At 66.6% G+C, this 20,015-nt stretch carries 2 protein-coding genes (1 of these 2 only partly in view); both read right to left on the reverse strand.

The window, feature by feature from the left end; genetic code table 11:
- Positions 1-12,917: the 5' portion of a non-ribosomal peptide synthase/polyketide synthase gene (locus AC5PZ0_RS09515; RefSeq protein ID WP_493854786.1), read on the reverse strand. Its footprint begins 9,415 nt before the window's first position; 12,917 of the gene's 22,332 nt are visible here — the first part of the coding sequence; the start codon lies at positions 12,915-12,917; the stop codon falls past the left edge of the window.
- 371 nt (positions 12,918-13,288) lie between these two features.
- A complete protein-coding gene (locus tag AC5PZ0_RS09520; RefSeq protein WP_493854787.1) occupies positions 13,289-19,657 on the reverse strand; it encodes an amino acid adenylation domain-containing protein in 6,369 nt (2,122 codons plus the stop codon).
- Positions 19,658-20,015: the final 358 nt, after the last annotated feature.

Here is a 20,015-nt window from a genome sequence, read left to right on the forward strand (position 1 = left end):
ATGGCCGCCTGGGACAGCTCGGCGAGCGGCAGCATGTCCGGCGTGATGCGTGTGCCCTCTGCCGGAATGCGGTTGGCTGGCACGCTGATGCGGGTTTCACCGCCTACCGCAGCGGCGAGCGCTGCCAAGGTCGGCTGGCCGAACAATACGCGGATATCGGCATGCAGGCCTTGTTGGCGCAGGCGCGAGGTCAGGGTCACCGCCAGCAGCGAATGGCCGCCCAGTTCGAAGAAGTTGTCGTGGCGCCCTACCCGCTCCACGCCCAGCAGCTCGGCCCAGATCGTTGCCAGCAGGGTTTCGGTTTCGCCTTCTGGGGCTTCGTACACACGGTTTTGCAGGGCTTCGGTGTCCGGCAGTGGCAAAGCCTTGCGGTCGAGTTTGCCGTTGGGGCTCAGGGGCAGTGCGTCCAGGTGGAGGAACAGCGCGGGCACCATGAACTCCGGCAGGTGGGCCAGCAATGCCGTGCGCAGAACGTCTGCGGCCTGCTGTTCACCGGTGTAGTACGCCACCAGACGCTGGTCGCGGGCGACAACAACTGCCTCCTTCACGCCTTCGATGGCCGTCAGGCCAGCCTGGATTTCACCCAGCTCGATGCGCAGGCCGCGCAGCTTCACCTGGTCATCGTTACGGCCCAGGTATTCGATGTTGCCATCGGCCAGGTGCCGCGCTAGGTCGCCGGTGCGGTACAGTCGTGCACCAGGGCGGGTGCTGAACGGGTCGTCGAGGAAGCGTTCGGCGGTCAGTTCGATGCGGTTCAGGTAGCCTCGGGCGACTTGCACGCCGCCGATGAACAGCTCGCCAGCCACGCCTTGCGGTACGGGTTGACCCAGCGTATCGAGTACATACAGCGTGGTGTTGGCGATGGGTTTGCCGATGGGGGTGTTGTCCGGCGCCGTCACGCAATGCCAGGCGCTCACGTCCACCGCTGCTTCGGTCGGGCCGTACAGGTTGTGCAGATCGACAGTTGGCAGTTGCGTGTGGAAACGTCGGACCAGGCTGCCCGGCAATGCCTCGCCGCTGCACAGGACGCGCTTGAGACCATCTGCCGATATTTGGCCGTGAGCCAGGAATACATCCAGCATCGAAGGCACAAAGTGCAAGGTGGTGACATTTCCGTTACGGATCACCTGACGCAGGTACTCCGGATCGCGATGGCCGCCGGGGCGCGCCATGACCAGACGTGCGCCGGTTTGCAGCGGCCAGAGGAATTCCCATACCGATACGTCGAAGCTGAATGGGGTCTTCTGCAAGACCACGTCGTCAGCGCCGAGGTTGTAGGCCTCTTGCATCCACAGCAGGCGGTTGACCACGCCGGCATGCTCGTTCATCACGCCTTTCGGCAAGCCGGTGGAGCCTGAGGTGTAGATCACGTAGGCCAGGTGACGCGGGGTCAAGTCGGTGACAACTGGGTTGCTGGAAGGCCGGGCGATCCAGGTCGGCTGATCCAGGTCGATAACCTGGGTCGAATCCGATACATGGCGGGTAGCACTGTGCACCAGCACCGCCACCGGCGCGCTGTCAGTCAGCATATGCCGCACGCGTTCCGCTGGGTAATCGGGGTCAACCGGCACATACGCGCCACCCGCCTTGAGGATGGCCAGCAAGCCAACCACCATCGACAGCCCACGTTCAACGCAGATCGCCACCCGATCATCAGGTTTAACACCCAGATCAATCAGGTGATGCGCTAATCGGTTGGCTTGCTCATTCAGCTGGCGATAGCTCAGCGCCCCCTCTTCGGCCTTAACCGCGACCGCATCCGGCGTAAGCAACACCTGTACCTCGATCATCCCGTGCAGGGTCTGCTCAAGGTCATAATCCACCGCCGTATCGTTGAAGCCCAGCAGCACACGCTCACGCTCCTGCGCTTCCAGCACCGGCAAGCGCTGCACCGGCAGTTCCGGCGTCTGCTCCAGCGCCTCGACCATGGCCTCCAGCACCTGGTTCATCTGCCCACAGATACGCGCCGCGCCTACGTCGGCCGGGGTCATGGCAACCAGGCGGAAGCCCTCCCCCAAATCGTCGACGTTCAGGCTCAACGGGTAGTTGGTACGCTCCTGGCCTTCGAGCACGTCGATGCCTTGCCACGCCTGCCGCTGTTCGGCGCTGGCTTCTGCGCCATGGCGGTAGTTGAGCATGGCGCTGAACAACGGCAACGGTGCAGCCACAGCACTGCAGCGCTGGGCCAACGCCAAGGACGCGTGTTCGTGCGCCAGCAGTGCACTGAGGCGCTGATGCACAGCCTGCGCCCCTTCGCGCAGGCTCACCTCGCCCAGGTCGACCCGCAGCGGCAAGGTATTGATGAACATGCCGAGTGCCCGCTCGGCGCCCTCACCGCCTTGCAGGCGCCCCAGCAACACCGTGCCGAACACCACGCGGTCCTTGCCGCTGGCAGCGGCCAACAGGCGCGCCCAAGCCAGGTGGAACAGGCTGGCGACACTGATGCCCAGGTGCCGTGCCTGGCGCCGCAGCCCTGCGGCCAGCTCGGCCGACAGCGCCAGCTTGGCTTCTTGCATGCCAAGGCCATCGCCTTGCACATCGCTTAGGCCGAACGGCAACGTTGGCTCGTCGACATCCGCCAACTGCTCGCGGAAGAACGCCTCATGCTCGGCCTGGCTGACACCCAGGCGCGCCTGGGCCACGTAGTTGCGATACGGCACGGGGGTTTGGACCGGCGGCGTGCCCTGCAGGAAGCCAATCAACTCCTCACCGACCACCTCCAGGGCGGTGTGGTCGAGGACGATGTGGTGGAACTGCAAGGTGGCTTCGATGCACCCGCTGCCCGGTGCCTGGCGATGAAGCAGACGAATCAGCGGCGCTTGGCTCAAGTCCAGGCCAACGGTAGCCGCATCGTCGTCGCGCAGGACCTGCAGCGGTGCGTGACGCCAGACCACCTGCACAGCCTGCGGCAGGCCGTCCCATAGCACAGCTGTGCGCAGCACGTCGTGGCGGGCGATGACCTGGTCCAGCGCGCTGGCGAAGGCTTGCAGGCGTTCGCCGTTGTCAAAACGCAGCCGGGAATACAGCACATAGGGATCGTGCTCGGCGCTCAGGTGATGGTAAAGGATACCTTCCTGCAGCGGGGCCAGCGGGTAGATGTCCTGCACATTGGCCGCACCGCCCGGCACGCGCGCGACGATGCGGTCGATCGCGGGTTGGTCGAGGTCGATCAGGCTCAACAGGTCTGGGGTGATATGAGTACAACCGGCAGGGATGCGGTTTTCAGGTACCAGCACTTGCTGGTTGCGACCCAAGGTCTCGGCCAGGGCCGCAATGGTAGGCCGGCCGAACAGGGTCCGTACATCGACTTGCAGCCCTTCCAGGCGCAGACGCGCAGTCAGGCTTACCGCCAGCAGCGAATGGCCACCCAGCTCGAAAAAGTTATCGTGACGGCCCACGTGCTCGACGCCCAGCAGTTGCGCCCACAGTTGGGCCAGCAGGGTTTCGGTCTGCCCCTGCGGCGCCTGGTAGGGTCGTTCATGCAAGGCGGCATCCGGCGCCGGCAGCGCTTTACGGTCGAGCTTGCCATTGGGCGTCAACGGCAACTGGTCGAGGTGGATGTACTGTGCCGGCAGCATGTATTCCGGCAGGTCCTGCAGCAGCGCCTGACGCAGGCTGTCCGCCTCGGATGGCTCACCGGTGAGGTAGGCGACCAGGCGCGGCCCACTGGCCGGGGCATCGTAAGCCAGTACCACGGCCTCGCGCACACCGGGCACACGCACCAGGCAGGCTTCGATCTCGCCCGGCTCGATGCGCAGGCCGCGGATTTTGACCTGGTGGTCGTTACGGCCAAGGAAGACCAGGTTGCCATCCTCGCGCTGGCGCACCAGGTCACCGCTGCGGTACAGGCGATCACCGTCAACGAAGGGGCTGGCGATGAAGCGTTCGGCCTGCTGTTCGGGCAAACCCAGGTAACCCCGCGCTACGCCCGCGCCGCCGATATGCAGGTGGCCGACCACGCCCCACGGCACGGGTTGGTCGTAGTGGTCGAGTACATACAGCCGGGTATTGTCGATGGCGGTACCAATCGGCAACGCCCCGTGCGGCAGGTCCGCGCCCGGTTCCAGCGTCCAGGCGCTGCAATCGACGGTGGTCTCGGTCGGGCCATATACGTTGTGCAGGCGCACACCCGGCAGACGCTCGCGTACCTGGGCGGCCAGCGCCTGGGTCAACTCACCGCCACCGCAGACGATATCGCTGAGGCTGGTGCAGCGAGCGCTCGCAGGTGCTTCGAGGAACTGCTGCAGCAACGCCGGCACGAATTGCACCACGCTGACCTGCTGCGCCTCAATCAATTGCGCGAGGTAGTGCGGGTCACGCTGGCCGTGCGGGCGCGCCAGTACCAGGCGTAGGCCGCTGCACAACGGCCAGAACAGTTCCCACACCGAGGCATCGAAGCTGACCGGGGTCTTGTGCAGCACAGCGCCTTTGCCAGGTAGGTGGCAAAGGCGCTGGCTCCAGCGCACCAGGTTGACCACGTTGCGGTGTTCGACCATCACCCCTTTGGGCTGGCCTGTGGAGCCGGAGGTGTAGATCACATACGCCAGGTGGCTCGCGTTCAGCGCGGCTACGCGAGGGTTGCTGATCGGCTGGGCTTCCCAGCAAGGTTGATCGAGGTCGACCAGCTGCACCGGGGTGCCGTGTACGACCTCACGGGTAGCGCTGTGCATCAGCACGGCCAGCGGCGCACTGTCGCTCAGCATGTGGCGGATACGTTCAGCCGGGTATCCTGGGTCAACTGGTACATAGGCGCCGCCTGCCTTGAGGATGGCCAGCAACCCGACCACCATCGACAGCCCGCGCTCGACGCAGATCGCTACACGATCATCCGGTTTGACGCCCAAGCCGATCAAATGATGGGCAAGCCGATTGGCTTGCTCATCGAGCTGGCGATAGCTCAGCTCGCCTTCCTCGGCGACCAGTGCAATGGCAGTGGGCGTGCGCCGTACCTGGGCCTCGAACAGCCCGTGCAGCGGTTGCGCCGTGTCGTGAGGCGTTTGTTGGGCATTGGCCAGCAGTCGCCGGCGCTCATCAGGCGTCAGTACCGGTAACTGCTGCACTGGCGTGTCAGGCGCGTGCTCAAGTGCATCCAGCAACCCGTGCAGCACCTGCAGCAGTTGGTCGCAGACACGCTGCGCGCCCACCTGAGCGCTGACCTGGGCCGTCAGCCGCAGGCCATCGCCCAGGTCGTCCACGTTGACACTCAGCGGGTAGTTGCCGTGGCCGCCGCTGGGCAGTGCCTGGATGCCTTCCAGGGCTTCGCGTTGCGCTTGCTGCTCGGGCTGGCTGGCGCCATGCCGGTAGTTGAGCATGGCGCTGAACAACGGCGTCGGCGCAGCCACGCCGCTGCAACGCTGGGCCAAGGCCAGCGAGGCGTGCTCGTGCACCAGCAATGCACTCAGCCGCTGATGGGCCAGGCGCACCCCTGCGCGCACGCCTAGCCCTTGCAGGTCCAGGCGCAGTGGCAAGGTATTGATGAACATGCCCAGGCCCCGATCAGCCCCGGCGCCCCCTTGCAGGCGCCCCAACAGCACAGTGCCGAACACCACGCAGTCGTTGCCACTGGTGGCGGCCACCAGCCGCGCCCAGGCCAGGTGCAGCACGCTGGCAGCGCTCACGCCCAACTGCTGGGCCTGGCTGCGCAGGCGCCGGTATTGCTCAGGGGCCAGTTGCACCGTGGCCAACTCGAAGGCGCTGGCCTGGCCCTGCAGGTCGGCCAGGCCATAGGGCAAGGTCGGTTCGTCGATGTCGGCCAGCTCGGCGCGGAAGAACGCCTCGTGCTCGGCCTCGCTGATGGCCAGGCGCGCCTGGGCCACGTAGTTGCGGTACGGCACGGCCGGTTGGCTGGGCTGCTGGCCGTGCAGGTGATCGCGGATTTCTTCCAGCACCACCTTCATGGCCGTGTGGTCCAGGGCGATGTGGTGGAACTGCAGAGTGGCTTCGAGGCCTTCGGTGCCTGGCTGTGGGGTCTGCAGCAGGCGGATCAGTGGGGCTTGGCTCAGGTCGAGAGGGCCGGTGGCTTCGCTGCTATTGACCAGCACCGAGCCCGGCACGCTGCGCCATACCACCTGCACCGGCTGCACCAGGCCGTCCCAGAGCACGGCGGTACGCAGGATATCGTGGCGCGCGATGACCTTGTCCAAGGCCTGGGCGAAGGCCAGCAGGCGGGCTTGGCTGTCGAATGCGACGCGCCACTGCAGCAGGTACGGGTCTTCGTCTGCGGCACTCAGGTGATGGTAGAGAATGCCCTCCTGCAGCGGTGCCAACGGGTAGATGTCCTGCACGTTGGCAGCACCGCCTGGCACCGTGGCGACGATGCGCTCGAGGGTACTGGCGTCCAACGTCAGCAAAGGCAGCATGGCGGGGGTGATGTGGGTGCAGCCCGCTGGAATACGGTTCTCGGGCACGCTGACCTGGCGACCTTTGCCCAGCGCGGCAGCCAGTGCAGCCACGGTGGGCTGGCCGAACAGCACCCGCACGTCGGTCTGCAGGCCCTGTTGGCGCAAGCGTTCGATCAGGGTCACAGCCAGCAGCGAGTGGCCGCCCAGTTCGAAGAAGTTGTCGTGCCGCCCTACCCGTTCCACGCCCAGCACGTCGGCCCAGACGCTGGCCATGGCCGCTTCGGTCTCGCTGGCAGGGGCTTCATAGCCCTGGCTGATCAGTTGGGCCGCGTCCGGCTCAGGCAGGGCCCGGCGGTCCAGCTTGCCATGGCGGGTCAACGGCCATTGGTCCAGGCGGATGAACGCCTGCGGCACCATGTGCCCCGGCAAGCTGGCCTGCAGCGCGTGACGCACAGCCTCGACCGCCACCGGCACCTGTTCGGTGAACCAGGCCACCAGGCGCTCGCCGCGCACCAATACCACAGCATCGGCAATACCGGCCTGGGCCGTCAGCGCCGCCTCGATTTCACCCAACTCCACGCGCACGCCGCGGATCTTCACCTGGTCGTCATTGCGGCCGAGGTAGTCCAGCGTGCCATCGGCGTTCCAGCGCACCAGGTCGCCACTGCGGTACATGCGCGCGCCGGGCTTGCGGCTGAACGGGTCGGCGAGGAAGCGCTCTTCGGTCAGTTCAGGGCGATTGAAATAGCCCCGCGCTACCTGCGCGCCGCCGATGTACAGCTCGCCCACGACGCCCACGGGCACCACTTGGCGATGGGCATCGAGCACATAGACGCGGGTATTGGCGATGGGCGTGCCAATGTGCAACGCCGCACCCGGCAAGACCTGGCCAGACGTGGCGACCACCGTGGTCTCGGTCGGCCCATAGTTGTTGACCAGCGCGAAGCCTGGATCGCGGTCGAACTGGCGCAGGCGGTCGCCACCGATCAGCAAGGTGCGCAAGGTCGGGTGTTGCCGTTCGCGGCGCAGCGCCTGTTCGGCCACCGGCGTGGGCAAGAAACTGACCGCCAGCGGCTGCTCGAGCCACCAGTCGAGCAGTTCATCCACATGTTCATTGCCGATGTGCGCAGGTGGCAGGTGCAGCGTGGCACCGGCACACAGCGCCGGCCATACTTCCCAGGCCATGGCGTCGAAGCCAAAGCCTGCGACGCTCGAGGTACGCACACCGGCCTCCAGCGCGAAGGCCTGGCAGTGCCAGTGCACCAGGTTGGCCAGGGTGTGGTGTTCGATCATCACGCCCTTGGGCTGGCCGGTGGAGCCGGAGGTGTAGACCAAGTAGGCCAAGTGGTGCGCATCCAGCCCAGGTACGTGCGGGTTGCTGTACAGGGCATCATCGGCGGCGGCCTGGTCGAGGTTCAGGCGGGGTATGTCAGCAGGCAGGCCGGCAATGCCCGTTTCGCTCAGCACCAGGGCGGGCACGCTGTCGGCCAGCAGGTAGGCAATGCGCTCGGCAGGATAGCCCGGGTCGACCGGCACATAGGCAGCGCCGGCCTTGAGCACGGCCAGCAGGCCGATTACTCGCTCGGCATTGCGGCCCACGCACAATGCCACGCGGTCACCGCCGCGCACGCCGCGTGCGATCAGCTGATGCGCCAGGCGGTTGGCCCGCAGGTTCAGGTCACCATAGCTGAGTGCCTGGCCATCCTGGTTCACGGCCGTGGCATCCGGGGTCTCGGCTGCTCGGGCTTCCACCAGCGCGTGCACCGTCAGCCCTTGCGGGTAGTGCTGTGCGGTGGCGTTGAAACTGCCCAGCAGCTGTTGGCGCGCTTCGTCGCTCAGGATCGACAAGCTGTCGACCCGCGCCTCCTGCCCTTGCTGCAACGCTTGCAGCAGCTGGGTGACGGCATTGACCATCCAGGCGGCGACCCGCGCCGCACCAATTCCTGCGATAGCCAGCACACTGAAGGTGAAACCTTCACCCAGGTCGTTGACGCTGAGGGTCAGCGGGTAGTTACTGCGCTCCTCGCCACCGAGCAGGCGCACACCCTCCCAGATTGCCTCGCCGGTGGCCGCGTCGGCGCTGTGCCGATAGTTGAGCAAGGCACTGAACAACGGCGCGGACGCGGCCACGCCACTGCAGCGCTGGGCCAAGGCCAGCGGCGCGTGCTCATGGCCCAGCAAGGCCGAGAGGTTGCGGTGGGTGGCGCGCACGGCGGCACGCACGGCCAGCGTGGTGTCCACCCGCAGCGGCAGGGTGTTGATGAACATCCCCAACGCCCGGTCGGCGCCCTCGCCGCCCTGCAGGCGGCCCATCAGTACCGTGCCAAACACCACATCATCGCGGTTGGCCAGCACGCCCAGTACGCGCGCCCAGGCCAGGTGCATGAGGCTGGCGGCACTGACGCCCAGTTGCCGCGCCTGGGTGCGCAAACCGTGGGCAACTTCGCCGTCCAGTGCCTGGAACGCCGTTTCGATGCCGCGGCCATCGCCCTGCACATCGGCATAACCCAGTGGCAGGGTCGGTTCTTCGACATCCGCCAGCATCTCGCGGAAGAACGCCTCGTGGCCCGCCTGGTCACCCAGGCGAGCCTGGGCCACATAATTGCGGTATGGCACCGCTGCCGGCAGTGTGTGCCCCTGGCCGAACAGCAAGGCGCGCATCTCGCGGGCGACCACGTCCATGGCCGTGTGGTCGAGGGTCAGGTGATGGAACAGCAGAATCGCCACCACCTGCTGGTTGGCGGGGTCCAGGCTGTAATACAGGCGGGTCAATGGCGCCTGGGTCAGGTCCAACCGGTGGTGCCGCGCATCGAACCGGGCATGCAACTGTTCAACCCGCGCCAGGCCATCGTCATCGGCCAGGTCGTCGATTTCGCTGACCACCAACTCGGCCTTGCGCCAAACCACCTGCAGCGGCTGCGCCAGCCCTTGCCAAAGCACGGCGGTGCGCAGGATATCGTGGCGATCGATGACCTGTTGCAGCGCACCGGCCCAGGCCAGCAAGCGCTCGACACTGTCGAAGGCCAGACGGGTCTGCAGCAGGTAGGGGTCGCCCTGCTCGGCGCTCAGGTGGTGGTAGAGAATGCCTTCCTGCAGCGGGGCCAGCGGGTAAATTTCCTGCACATTGGCGGCGCCACCCGGCACCGTTGCGACGATGTCGTCGATTGCTGCCTGGTCCAGGTCGATCAGGCTGAGCATGCTCGGCGTGATGCGTTGGGCCTGCGCGGGCACCCGGTTGGCCGGCACCTTCACTTCGTGGCCGATGCCCGCCGCGCCGGCGAGGGCAGCTAGGGTCGGTTGGGCGAACAGCACCCGCACATCGATCAGCAGGCCAGCCTTGCGCAAGCGCTCGACCAACGTCACCGCCAGCAGCGAGTGGCCGCCCAGTTCGAAGAAGTTGTCATGGCGCCCTACCCGCTGCACACCCAGCACATCGGCCCAGATCGCCGCCATCGTCGCTTCGGTTTCGCCTGCGGGCGCTTCGTAGGCCTGGCCGAACAACTGCGAGGTCTCTGGGTCAGCCAGCGCACGGCGGTCGAGTTTGCCATGGCTGGTCAGCGGCAGCTCATCGAGGCGCACGAACGCCAGCGGCACCATGTGCGCCGGCAAGCGGGCCTGCAGGGCCTGGCGCAAGGCGTCGAGGGCGACAGGGGCGGTCTCGGTGAACCAGGCCAGCAAACGCTCGCCCCGCACCAGCACCACGGCGGCGTCGATACCCGGCTGCGCCGCGAGGGTGGCCTCGATTTCACCCAGCTCAACCCGCACACCGCGGATCTTCACCTGGTCGTCGTTGCGGCCGAGGTAGTCGAGGGTGCCGTCGGCATTCCAGCGCACCCGATCACCGCTGCGGTACATGCGTGCGTTGGGCTGCTCGCTGAACGGGTCGACAAGAAAAGCCTGTTCGGTCAACGCCGGGCGATTGAAGTAGCCCCGCGCCACTTGCGCGCCGCCGATGAACAGCTCACCCGCGACGCCAACCGGGACTGGCTGCAAGCCTTCGTCCAGTACATAGACGCGGGTATTGGCGATGGGCCGGCCGATGTGCAGTGCGCCGTTGGGCAAGACCTGCCCAGAGGTGGCGACCACGGTGGTTTCGGTCGGCCCATAGTTGTTGATCAGGGCAAAGCCTGGCGCTCGCTCGAACTGGCGCAGGCGGTCCCCGCCCACCAGCAAGGTGCGCAGGGTCGGGTGCTGATGTTCGCGGCGCAGGGCCTGCTCCGCTACCGGGGTGGGCAGGAAGCTGACCTTCAGTGGCTGCAACAGCCACCAGTCGAGCAACTCATCGACATGCTCGTTGGCGATGTGCGCGGGTGGCAGGTGCAACGTGGCCCCGGCGCACAAGGCTGGCCAAACCTCCCAGGCCATGGCGTCAAACCCGAAACCAGCCACGCTTGACGTGTGCGCATCGGCGTCCAGCGCAAAGGCCTGGCAGTGCCAATGCACCAGGTTGGCGAGCGTGTGGTGCTCGATCATCACCCCCTTGGGCTGGCCGGTGGAGCCGGAGGTGTAGACCACATAGGCCAGTTGCTGCACGTCCAGCCCAGGTCGCTGTGGGTTGCTGTCGTGCGCAGTACAGGTGCTGATGTGGTCCAGGTCCAGGCGCGGCACCTCGGCCGGCAGCCCATTTACCGCAGTCTCGCTCACGACCAGTGCCGGGGCACTGTCAGCCAGCAGGTAGGCAATGCGCTCTGCTGGGTACGCCGGGTCCACCGGCACATAGGCCGCGCCCGCTTTAAGCACTGCCAGCAACGCAACCACGCGCCCACTGTTGCGCGGCAGGCACAGGGCCACGCGGTCCCCCACGTGAACGCCGCGTTCGATCAGCTGGTGAGCCAGTTGGTTGGCACGGCGGTTGAGTTCGTCGTAACGCAGCGCCTGGCCATCCTGCAACAGCGCCACCGCTGCTGGCGCGGTGGCGGCGCGGGCCTCGACCATGGCGTGTACGGTCTGCCCCTGCGGGTAAAGCTGAGCGGTGTGGTTGAACTGTTGCAGCACCTGATCACGCTCGGCAGGCGGCAATACCTGCAACCCTTGCAGCGCTGCCGCGGGGGTGTGTTCCAGGGCGTCGACCAGGCTTGCCAACACCTGTTCGAACTGCGCGCACAGGCGTGACGCGCTCCACGCCGGCAGGCTCTGCACGGTCAGGCGCAGCGCATCACCCAGGTCGTCGACGCTGACAGTCAGCGGGTAATCGGTGCGTTCCTCGGCGCCGACGATATCGATGCCAGCAGCCACCGGGATGATCTCGGCGGCATCACCGGCGTCACTGTGCCGGTAGTTGAGCAGACTATTGAACAGCGGCGCCGGCGCGGCCACACCGCTGCAGCGCTGGGCCAGGGCCAGCGACGCCTGTTCGTGGCCGAGCAAGGCGCTGAGCCGTCGGTGGGTGGCCAGCAGGGCGTCACGCACGCTGGTTGGGCCCAGGTCGATGCGCAACGGCAGGCTGTTGATGAACATCCCCAGCGCCTGCTCGCTGCCGTCGCCGGTGGTCATGCGGCCCAGCAGCACGCTGCCGAACACCACCTGCTGGCGGCCCGACAGTTGCCCGATCAACCGGCCAAAGCCCAGGTGCAACACGCTTGCCGGGCTCACGCCGAGTTGCCGGGCCTGGCTGCGCAGGCGCTGGCTGAGCGTAGGTGGCAGGGTCAGGCGTGCTTGCTCCAGTTGCACATCACCTTTGTCCTGCAGGCCGAAGGCAAGCGTGGGCTCATCGATGTCGCTCAGCATCTCGCGGAAGAAGCGCTCATGGGCGTCCTCATCCAGTGCCTGGCGAGCGGCGGCCAGCACATTGCGAAACGGCATGGGGGCCGCCAGTCGGTCGGACTGGCCGGCGATGTGCGCCTGGATTTCGCGGCGCACGATATCCAGGGCGGTATGGTCCATCACCACGTGGTGGAACATCAGCAGCGCCACCCACGTAGTGCCCTCGCCTTGCGCGTGCATCAGTTGCATCAACGGTGCCTGGCGCAGGTCGAGACGATACTGGCGCGGGTCGAAGCGCGCGCACAGCTCGGCGAGGGCTGTGCTGCCCGCGACTGGCACTGCTTCGCGGACCAGCGTCGCCTCGTGCCAGACCACCTGCACCGGTTGGTCGAGGTATTCCCAGTGCAGCGCGGTGCGCAGGATGTCATGGCGTTGGATCACCCACTGCAGCGCCTCGGCGAAGGCTTCCAGGTGGGTTTTGCTGGCGAAGCGCAGTTGCACCTGCGACAGGTACGGGTCGCCCTCGGTGGCGGACAGGTGATGGTACAGCATGCCCTGCTGCAGCGGGGCCAGCGGGTAGATGTCCTGAACGTTGGCTGCGCCGCCCGGCACGCTGGCGACGATGCGGTCGATGGCTTCCTGGTCCAGCGTGACCAGCGGCAGCATGTCGGGGGTGATCCGGAAGGCCGGGCTGAGCCAATCGTCATCGCGTTCGGCGAGCATCTCCAGCAACGCCGGCTTGTGCCGTGACAACGCCTCCCACAAGCTGTCGTCCAGGGTATCGTCATCGCCGAGGACGATCAGGTCCTGGTCTTCACGCTGGAGTCGGATCGCACGGGTGGAAAGAGCAGCCATCAGTTCGCTGAAGTGCATCGGTAAGCATCCTGCTTTGCCTGGAATGGGAATCGTGGACACGCTAAAGGATCGTGACCGGTCGGTCTGACATGGGAAGCGGGGACAATTTCGGAAAGCGCCATCGCCGGCAAGACGGCTCCCACAGGTGCGGCGCTAGCCTTGGAGGCTAAACAGTTCGGGTGAGAGCAACTGTCTTGCGCAATTTCTGAAAAAGGAACGCATTACGTGGGAGCGGGCTTGCCCCGCGAACACCGGCGAAGCCGGTGCCATGCACCGCGTAGCCCCATTCGCGGGACAAGCCCGCTCCCACCTGAACTGTGTAGCCTCCAAGTCTAGCGCCGCACCTGTGGGGCTTGCCGGCGATGGGCCGCAACGCGGCCCCGGCGATCTTAGATGCGCCTGCGTTTACCCAGGCTGGGAATGGTGGTCTGCGGTATCACCACCTCGACCTGCTCGAGGCGGGTGCTGGCGGCCAGCGCAGCCAGGGTCGGCTGGCTGAACAAGGTGCGGGCATCCACATGCAACCCGGCCTGGCGCATGCGTGCCACCAGGCTGACCGCCAGCAGCGAGTGGCCGCCCAGTTCGAAGAAGTTGTCGTCGCGCCCAACCTGCTCGATCTTCAGCACATCGGTCCAGATCTCGGCCAGCGCCGTTTCCAGCTCGCCGCGCGGGGCCTGGTACTGGCGGCTGATCACCGACTCGGCCCCAGGCGCTGGCAAGGCCTGGCGGTCGACCTTGCCGTTGTTGCTCAACGGCAGCTCGCCCAGGGCAACGAACGCCTGCGGCACCATGTAATCGGGCATGCGCGCCAGCACGTGGCTGCGCAGCACTTCAAGCGCGGGTGCGCTGCTGCCCTCGCGGCAGGTGAAGTAGGCAACCAGGCGCTCTTCGCGCATCAGCACCACGGCCTGCCCGATGGCCGGGTGCGCCGTCAGCGACGCTTCGATTTCCCCCAGCTCGACCCGCAACCCACGCAGCTTGACCTGGAAATCGTTGCGGCCGACAAAGTCCAGCTCACCGTCCAGGCGGTACCGCACCAAGTCCCCCGTGCGATACAGGCGGTCGCCCTCGACGAACGGGCTGGCGATGAAGCGCTCAGCCTGCAATGCCGGCAACCCGAGGTAGCCGCGGGCCACGCCGACGCCGCCAATGTGCAACTGGCCCACCGCGCCGAGTGGCACCGGGCGGTCATGCGCATCGAGCACATACAGGCGGGTATTGGCGATCGGCCGGCCGATCGGCGGCGCGATCAACGGCAGCGGTTCGTGCGGCTGCAGGGTCCAGGCGGTGCTGTCTACCGTCGCTTCGGTCGGGCCATAGACGTTGTGCAGGCGCACCGTGGGCAGACATTCGCGCAGGCGTTGTACCAGCGCCAATGTCAGTTCACCGCCGCCGCAGAAGATGTCCGTCAGGCTAGTGCAACGCTCAACCCCCGGCTCTTCCAGAAACTGATGCAGCAGCGCCGGGACGAATTTGATCGTGGTCACCTGCCTGGCCTGCACCAACTGCACCAGGTACGCCGGGTCGCGGTGCCCGTCAGGGCGCGCCAGGACCAGGCGCAAACCGGCGGTCAGCGGCCAGAACAGCTCCCAGACCGAACCGTCGAAGGTGAACGGCGCCCGTTGCAGCAAGGCATCGCCCGGGCGTGGCGGGCAGATGCGCGAACCCCAGTGCATCAGGTTGCACAGGCCACGGTGCTCGACCATCACCCCCTTCGGGGTGCCGGTGGAGCCCGAGGTGTACATCACATAGGCCAACTGCCTCGGGCCCAGGCCCGGCACTTGCGGGTCGGCTGCCGAGCAGGCGTGCCAATCGCCACGGTCAAGGTCAAGCACAGGGCCTGGCATTTGCTCGAACAGGCCCAGGGTAGCGCCGTGCACCAGCACCACCGACGGCGTGCTGTCTTCCAGCATGAAGCGCAGCCGCTCGGCCGGGTAAGCGGGGTCGAGTGGCACGTAGGCGCCGCCGGCCTTAAGCACGCCCAGCAAGGCGACCATCAGTGCAGCGCCACGTTCGACACAAACCGCCACCCGCGCATCGGGCTTAACACCCAGGGCGATCAGGTGGTGGGCCAGGCGGTTGGCCTGGGCGTTGAGGGCCTGGTAATCGAGGCAGCCGTCCTCAGCCTGCAGCGCGATGGCACGGGGTGTACGCCGCACCTGGGCCTGGAACAGCGCCGGCAAGGTCTGCCTGACCGGGCTTTGTGGGTCTTCGGTGGCGTTGAAACCCTGCAGCAAGCGGTGCAGCTCGCCGTCTGGCACCGCGCACAGTGCATCCAGGCGCGTGCTGCGGCGCTCGGCCAGGGCATTGCCCAGTTGGCGCAAGGTGGTCAACAGGTAGTTCAGCACTCGCTGCGCGCCAATCGCACGCGGCGCGCGCAGGGCGAACTGTAACCCGTCGGCATGGTCGTCCACCGTGAGGACCAGGCCATGGCTGTGTACTTCACTGGCTTCGGCCAGCTCTACGCCCGGCAATACCGGACCGAGCATTACTGCCCCTTGGCGGTAGTTGATCAAGCTGTTGAACAGCGGCGTGCCGGCGGGCAAGCCACTGCACTGCTGGGCGAGGATCAGCGGCGCATCTTCATGGCCAAGCAAGGCGGCCAGCCGCGCGTGGGTCTCGCTCAGCGCCTGGTCGACCGAGCGATTCGCCAGGCCTACCCGCAAGGGCACGCTGTTGATGAACATGCCCAGGGCACGATCAGCCCCGTTGCCAGCCATGCTGCGGCCCAGCAACACGGTGCCCAGGGTGACCTCATCACGCCCACCGAGGGCGCCAAGCACCTGAGCCCAGGCCAGGTGCAGCAGGCTGGCCAGGCTCGCGCCATGGTGCCGGGCCTGAGCGCGCAACAGCCCTGCCAGCGGCGCATCGATCACCTGGCTGTGGCTGTGCAGGTCACCCTCGTCGACCGGCTCGCCACCCAGCCCGGCAATCGGCGCTGGCGGTTCGATGCCAGCCAGTTGCTCGCGGAAGAAGGCTTCGTGCCGGGCCTGGCGCTCGGGGGCAGCGCTTAGCGCCACGTAGTCACGATACGGCACAGGTGCCGGCAACGGCTCGCCGCGCCCCGCCATGAAGGCGTCCAGCTCGCCCAACAGCACCTGTAGCGAAACAGCATCGTTGACCAAGTGGTGGAAGCGCAGCAAGCCCAACCAACGCCCGTGCTGGGCATCCTCGGCGCAGGCCAGCGCCATCATCGGTGCCTGGCGCAGGTCCAAGGGCCGTTGCTGGGGGTCGAAGTGGCTGCGCATTTGCCCGGCAATGTTGCCTGCGCGTGCCTCCCCCACCCAGTTGTCGACCGTCAGAAGGGCCTGGCGCCAGACCACCTGCTGGGGCTGTTCAAGCCCCTCCCAGGCCAGGCTGGTGCGCAAGATGTCGTGACGGTCTATCACCTGCTGCAACGCTTCGGTGAAGGCCTCTAACTGCATGCGGCTGGCAAAGGTAAACAAAGCCTGCTGCTGGTACGGGTCGCGAGCATCGGTGACGTGGTGGTAAAGCAGGCCTTGTTGCAGGGGCGCCAGCGGATAGATTTCCTGCACGTTGCCTGCGCCGCCCGGCACCGTGGCAACGATGCGGTCGATATCAACCTGCGACAGTTCGCTGAGGGTGAGCATGCCCGGCGTGATGTGCTGGCACCCTGGCGGAACCCGGTTGGCCGGCACGCGCGCGGCTTCGCCGACCACTACGCTGGCCGCAAGGCTGGCCAGGGTCGATTGGCCGAACAGTACCTGTACATCGGCTTGCAGGCCCTGCTGGCGCATGCGCTCGATCAGTTGCACGGCCAGCAGCGAGTGGCCGCCCAGCTCGAAGAAGTGGTCCTGGCGCCCTACCCGCTCGACCTGCAGCAATTCGGCCCACAGCAAGGCCAGGCGTTGCTCGACGTCGCCGATCGGCGCCTCGTGCTCGCGACGCACCTTGGCGGCGTCGTCCGCTGTCGGCAAGGCACGGCGGTCGAGTTTGCCATTGGCAGTCAATGGCCAACTGGCCAGGTTGACATAGGCCACCGGCAACAAAGCGACTGGCAGGCGTTCGCGCAAGTGGTCATGCAGCGCCCTGGGCTCCACCGCCGCCCCGCCAATGAACCAAGCCTGCAACTGGCCTTCGCGCAGCATCACCACACACTCGCGCACTGCCGCATGGCTGGCCAGGGCAGCTTCGATTTCGGCCAGTTCAACCCGCACACCGCGGATTTTCACCTGGTCGTCATTGCGCCCGAGGTACTCCAGCGTGCCATCGGGCAGCCAGCGCACCAGGTCGCCCGTGCGGTACATGCGTGCCCCTGGCAGCGCACTGAACGGGTCGTCGAGAAAACGCTCGGCGGTCATCTGCGGCCGGTTGAGGTAACCCCGGGCCACCCCCTTGCCGCCCACATACAATTCGCCTGGGGCGCCGATCGGCAGCAGGCGGCACTGCTCATCGAGGACGTACACCTGGGTGTTGGCCACCGGGCGGCCGATATGCAGCGGGCCGCCGGCGTTTACTTCGCCCGACGTCGCCACCACCGTGGCTTCGGTGGGGCCATAGTTGTTGATGACCCGGTAGCGCCGCTCGCGGGCCAGGCGCCGCAGGCGGTCGCCGCCAATCAGCAGGGTCTGCAAGGTTGGGTGCAGCTCGCCCTGGGCGAAGGCATGCTCAGCCACCGGGGTGGGCAGGAAGCTGACATCCAGCGGCTGGGCGCGCCACCAGCTGAGCAAGGCGTCGATGTCTTCAGCACCGTCACGCACCGGTGCCAGGTGCAAAGTAGCGCCACTGCACAGCGCGGGCCACACCTCCCAAGCCATGGCGTCAAAGCCGAAGCCGGCCAGGCTCGACTGGTGGCGCCCGGGGCCCAGGTTGAAGGCGTTGCAGTGCCAGTCGACCAGGTTGGCCAGCATGTGGTGCTCGACCATCACGCCCTTTGGCTGGCCGGTGGAGCCGGAGGTGTAGATGACATAGGCCAGGTCGCTCGCTTGCGGCTGCACAGGCGCTGGCATTGCGGCGGTTGCCGTGTTCCAGTCCCAGCGGTCCAACACGATTTGTGGCAGGCCATGGGGCGGAAGGCGGTCGAGCAGCCGCGACTGGGTCAGCACCACGGCTGGCGCGCTGTCTTGCAGCAGATAGGCCAGGCGCTCCTGCGGGTGGGCTGGGTCGATCGGCACGTAAGCGGCCCCGGCCTTGAGCACGGCCAGCAGGCCGACCAAGGTGTCCAGGCCGCGCTGGGCGACCACCGCAACCCGCTGGTCAGGTTTGGTGCCAAGGGCTGCCAGGTGCCGGGCCAGCGCGTCGGCACGCCGGTCGAGTTCGCCATAGCTCAGGCGCTGGCCGTCGTGCAGCGCTGCCACGGCGTGTGGCGTGGCGTTGGCCTGGGCTTGGATACGACGATGGATCAACGCCTCAGCCTGTTCAGGCGCTGCTTGCGCCGTCGCATTCCACTGCCGCAGGCGGGCGTGCTCGCGGGCGGTCAGCAGGTCGAACGCCGCGATGCTTTGTTCGGGCTGCTCCAGGCCTTGCTCCAGCACATGCAGCAGGCGCTCGGCCAACGCTGTCACGTCCTCTTCACTGAACCAGGCGCGGTTGTGCACCAGGTGCAGGCACGCGCTGTCGCGTTGGCTGTTGCAGCGCAGGTGGATGCTCAAGGGCGTGGGCTCGTGGCCATTGCAGACCATCACCGTGTGGCCGGGCACGTCACCGAAGCGCAGGTCGTTGCCATCCTCCTCGAACGACACCATCAGCTCGAACAGGTGCGGCCGCTCTTCACGCAATGCACCAAGGCTGCGATTGAGTTCGCTAAGGGCGAAACGCTGATGGCGAAAGTCTTGCTTGAGCGCATCGCGGATCCCCTGTACCAGCGCGCTGAACGAGCGTTCACGGCCAAAGTCCATGCGCAGTGCGCTGACTTGGGTAAACAGCCCCAGGGTCGACTTGAACTGGGCGTTGCCACGGTTGCGCACCGGCAGGCCGACTACCCACTCGTCACGCTGCCAGGTACGTGCGCTGCACACATGCAACGCCGCCAGCAGCACATGGAAGGGCGAGGCCTGCAGCGTGGTGCCGAGGGCCCGCATACGTGCCAGCAAGCGGGTATCGAAGGGCTGTTCGAGTACCGCACTGGGCGGCGACACGTGCTGCGCATTGCGCTCGCGGGGTGCCAGCAAGGCATCGGGTAGCTGCTGGTACTTGGCCAGCCAGTAATCGCGGTCGCGGTCATGGCGTGGCGAACCCTGGTACTGGGCATCGTCCTCGATGAACGCGCGGTAAGACGGGGCGCTGTCTGGCAATGCCAGCCCTTGTTCAAGCAGGCGATAATGGTCGGCGATCTGCTTGAACCACTGGTCCACGCCCCAGCCATCGAGAATCAGGTGATGGGCCTGCACGGCAAACAGGTACCGCTGCTCGCCCAGGCGGATCAATGTCGCCCCCCACAATGGGCTGGCATCCAGGCGGTACGGTGTCTGCATCTGTGTTTGCAACAGGCCTTGGGCAGCGCCGAACGGGTCATCCGCGCTGCGGACATCGTGCTGCACCAGCGGCACATCGAGGGCCTCGGCAAAGTACTGGCGGGCTACCCCACCCTGGCCCGCGTGCGTCACCAGCACGGTGCGCAGGCCATCATGCTGGGCGACCAGGTGCGCCAGTGCCCGGTTTAGCCGCTCGGCATCCACCCCGCCGGCCAGTTCGACGTACGCGCCGATGTTGTACAGCGGCGAGTCGCCGTGGCTGATCTGGTCCAGCCAGATGTCGCGCTGGGCAACGGTCAGGGCAAAGGTTTGGGCGGCAGGCATGGTTCGGCAGGTCCTTCTGGTTGATCATCCGCGGATTCAAGCACCCCACCTTCAGGCTGTATGGCCCCCGAAACCCGGACACGCACCGGGCCTGTCGATGGCTGCTGAAAAACATGTAGGAGATTTGCCACAGCGGCTGCCCGGTTTGGCCTACGCCAGGGGCCATCGGTCGGGATCAGGCGTTGATCGCCACCCTTCTGACGTCAATTGGCTGGCTGATCCGTTCATGTGCAGCGTCTCGCCTGTAAGTGCCCTGCCCCACTGATCCGTAATCGGTGGCACTTTCTGTCCCTGTTTTCCATTACAGACGCGGCCCCCAGGCCGGGCTTGAATACCGCCACAAACCACTCGCCACCCG

This window comes from Pseudomonas sp. 5.2 (assembly GCF_059025405.1).

Excerpts from the sequence above, each read along its gene's own strand:
- AC5PZ0_RS09520 (WP_493854787.1), bottom strand. The coding sequence starts at position 19,657 with ATGCCTGCCGCCCAAACCTTTGCCCTGACCGTTGCCCAGCGCGACATC.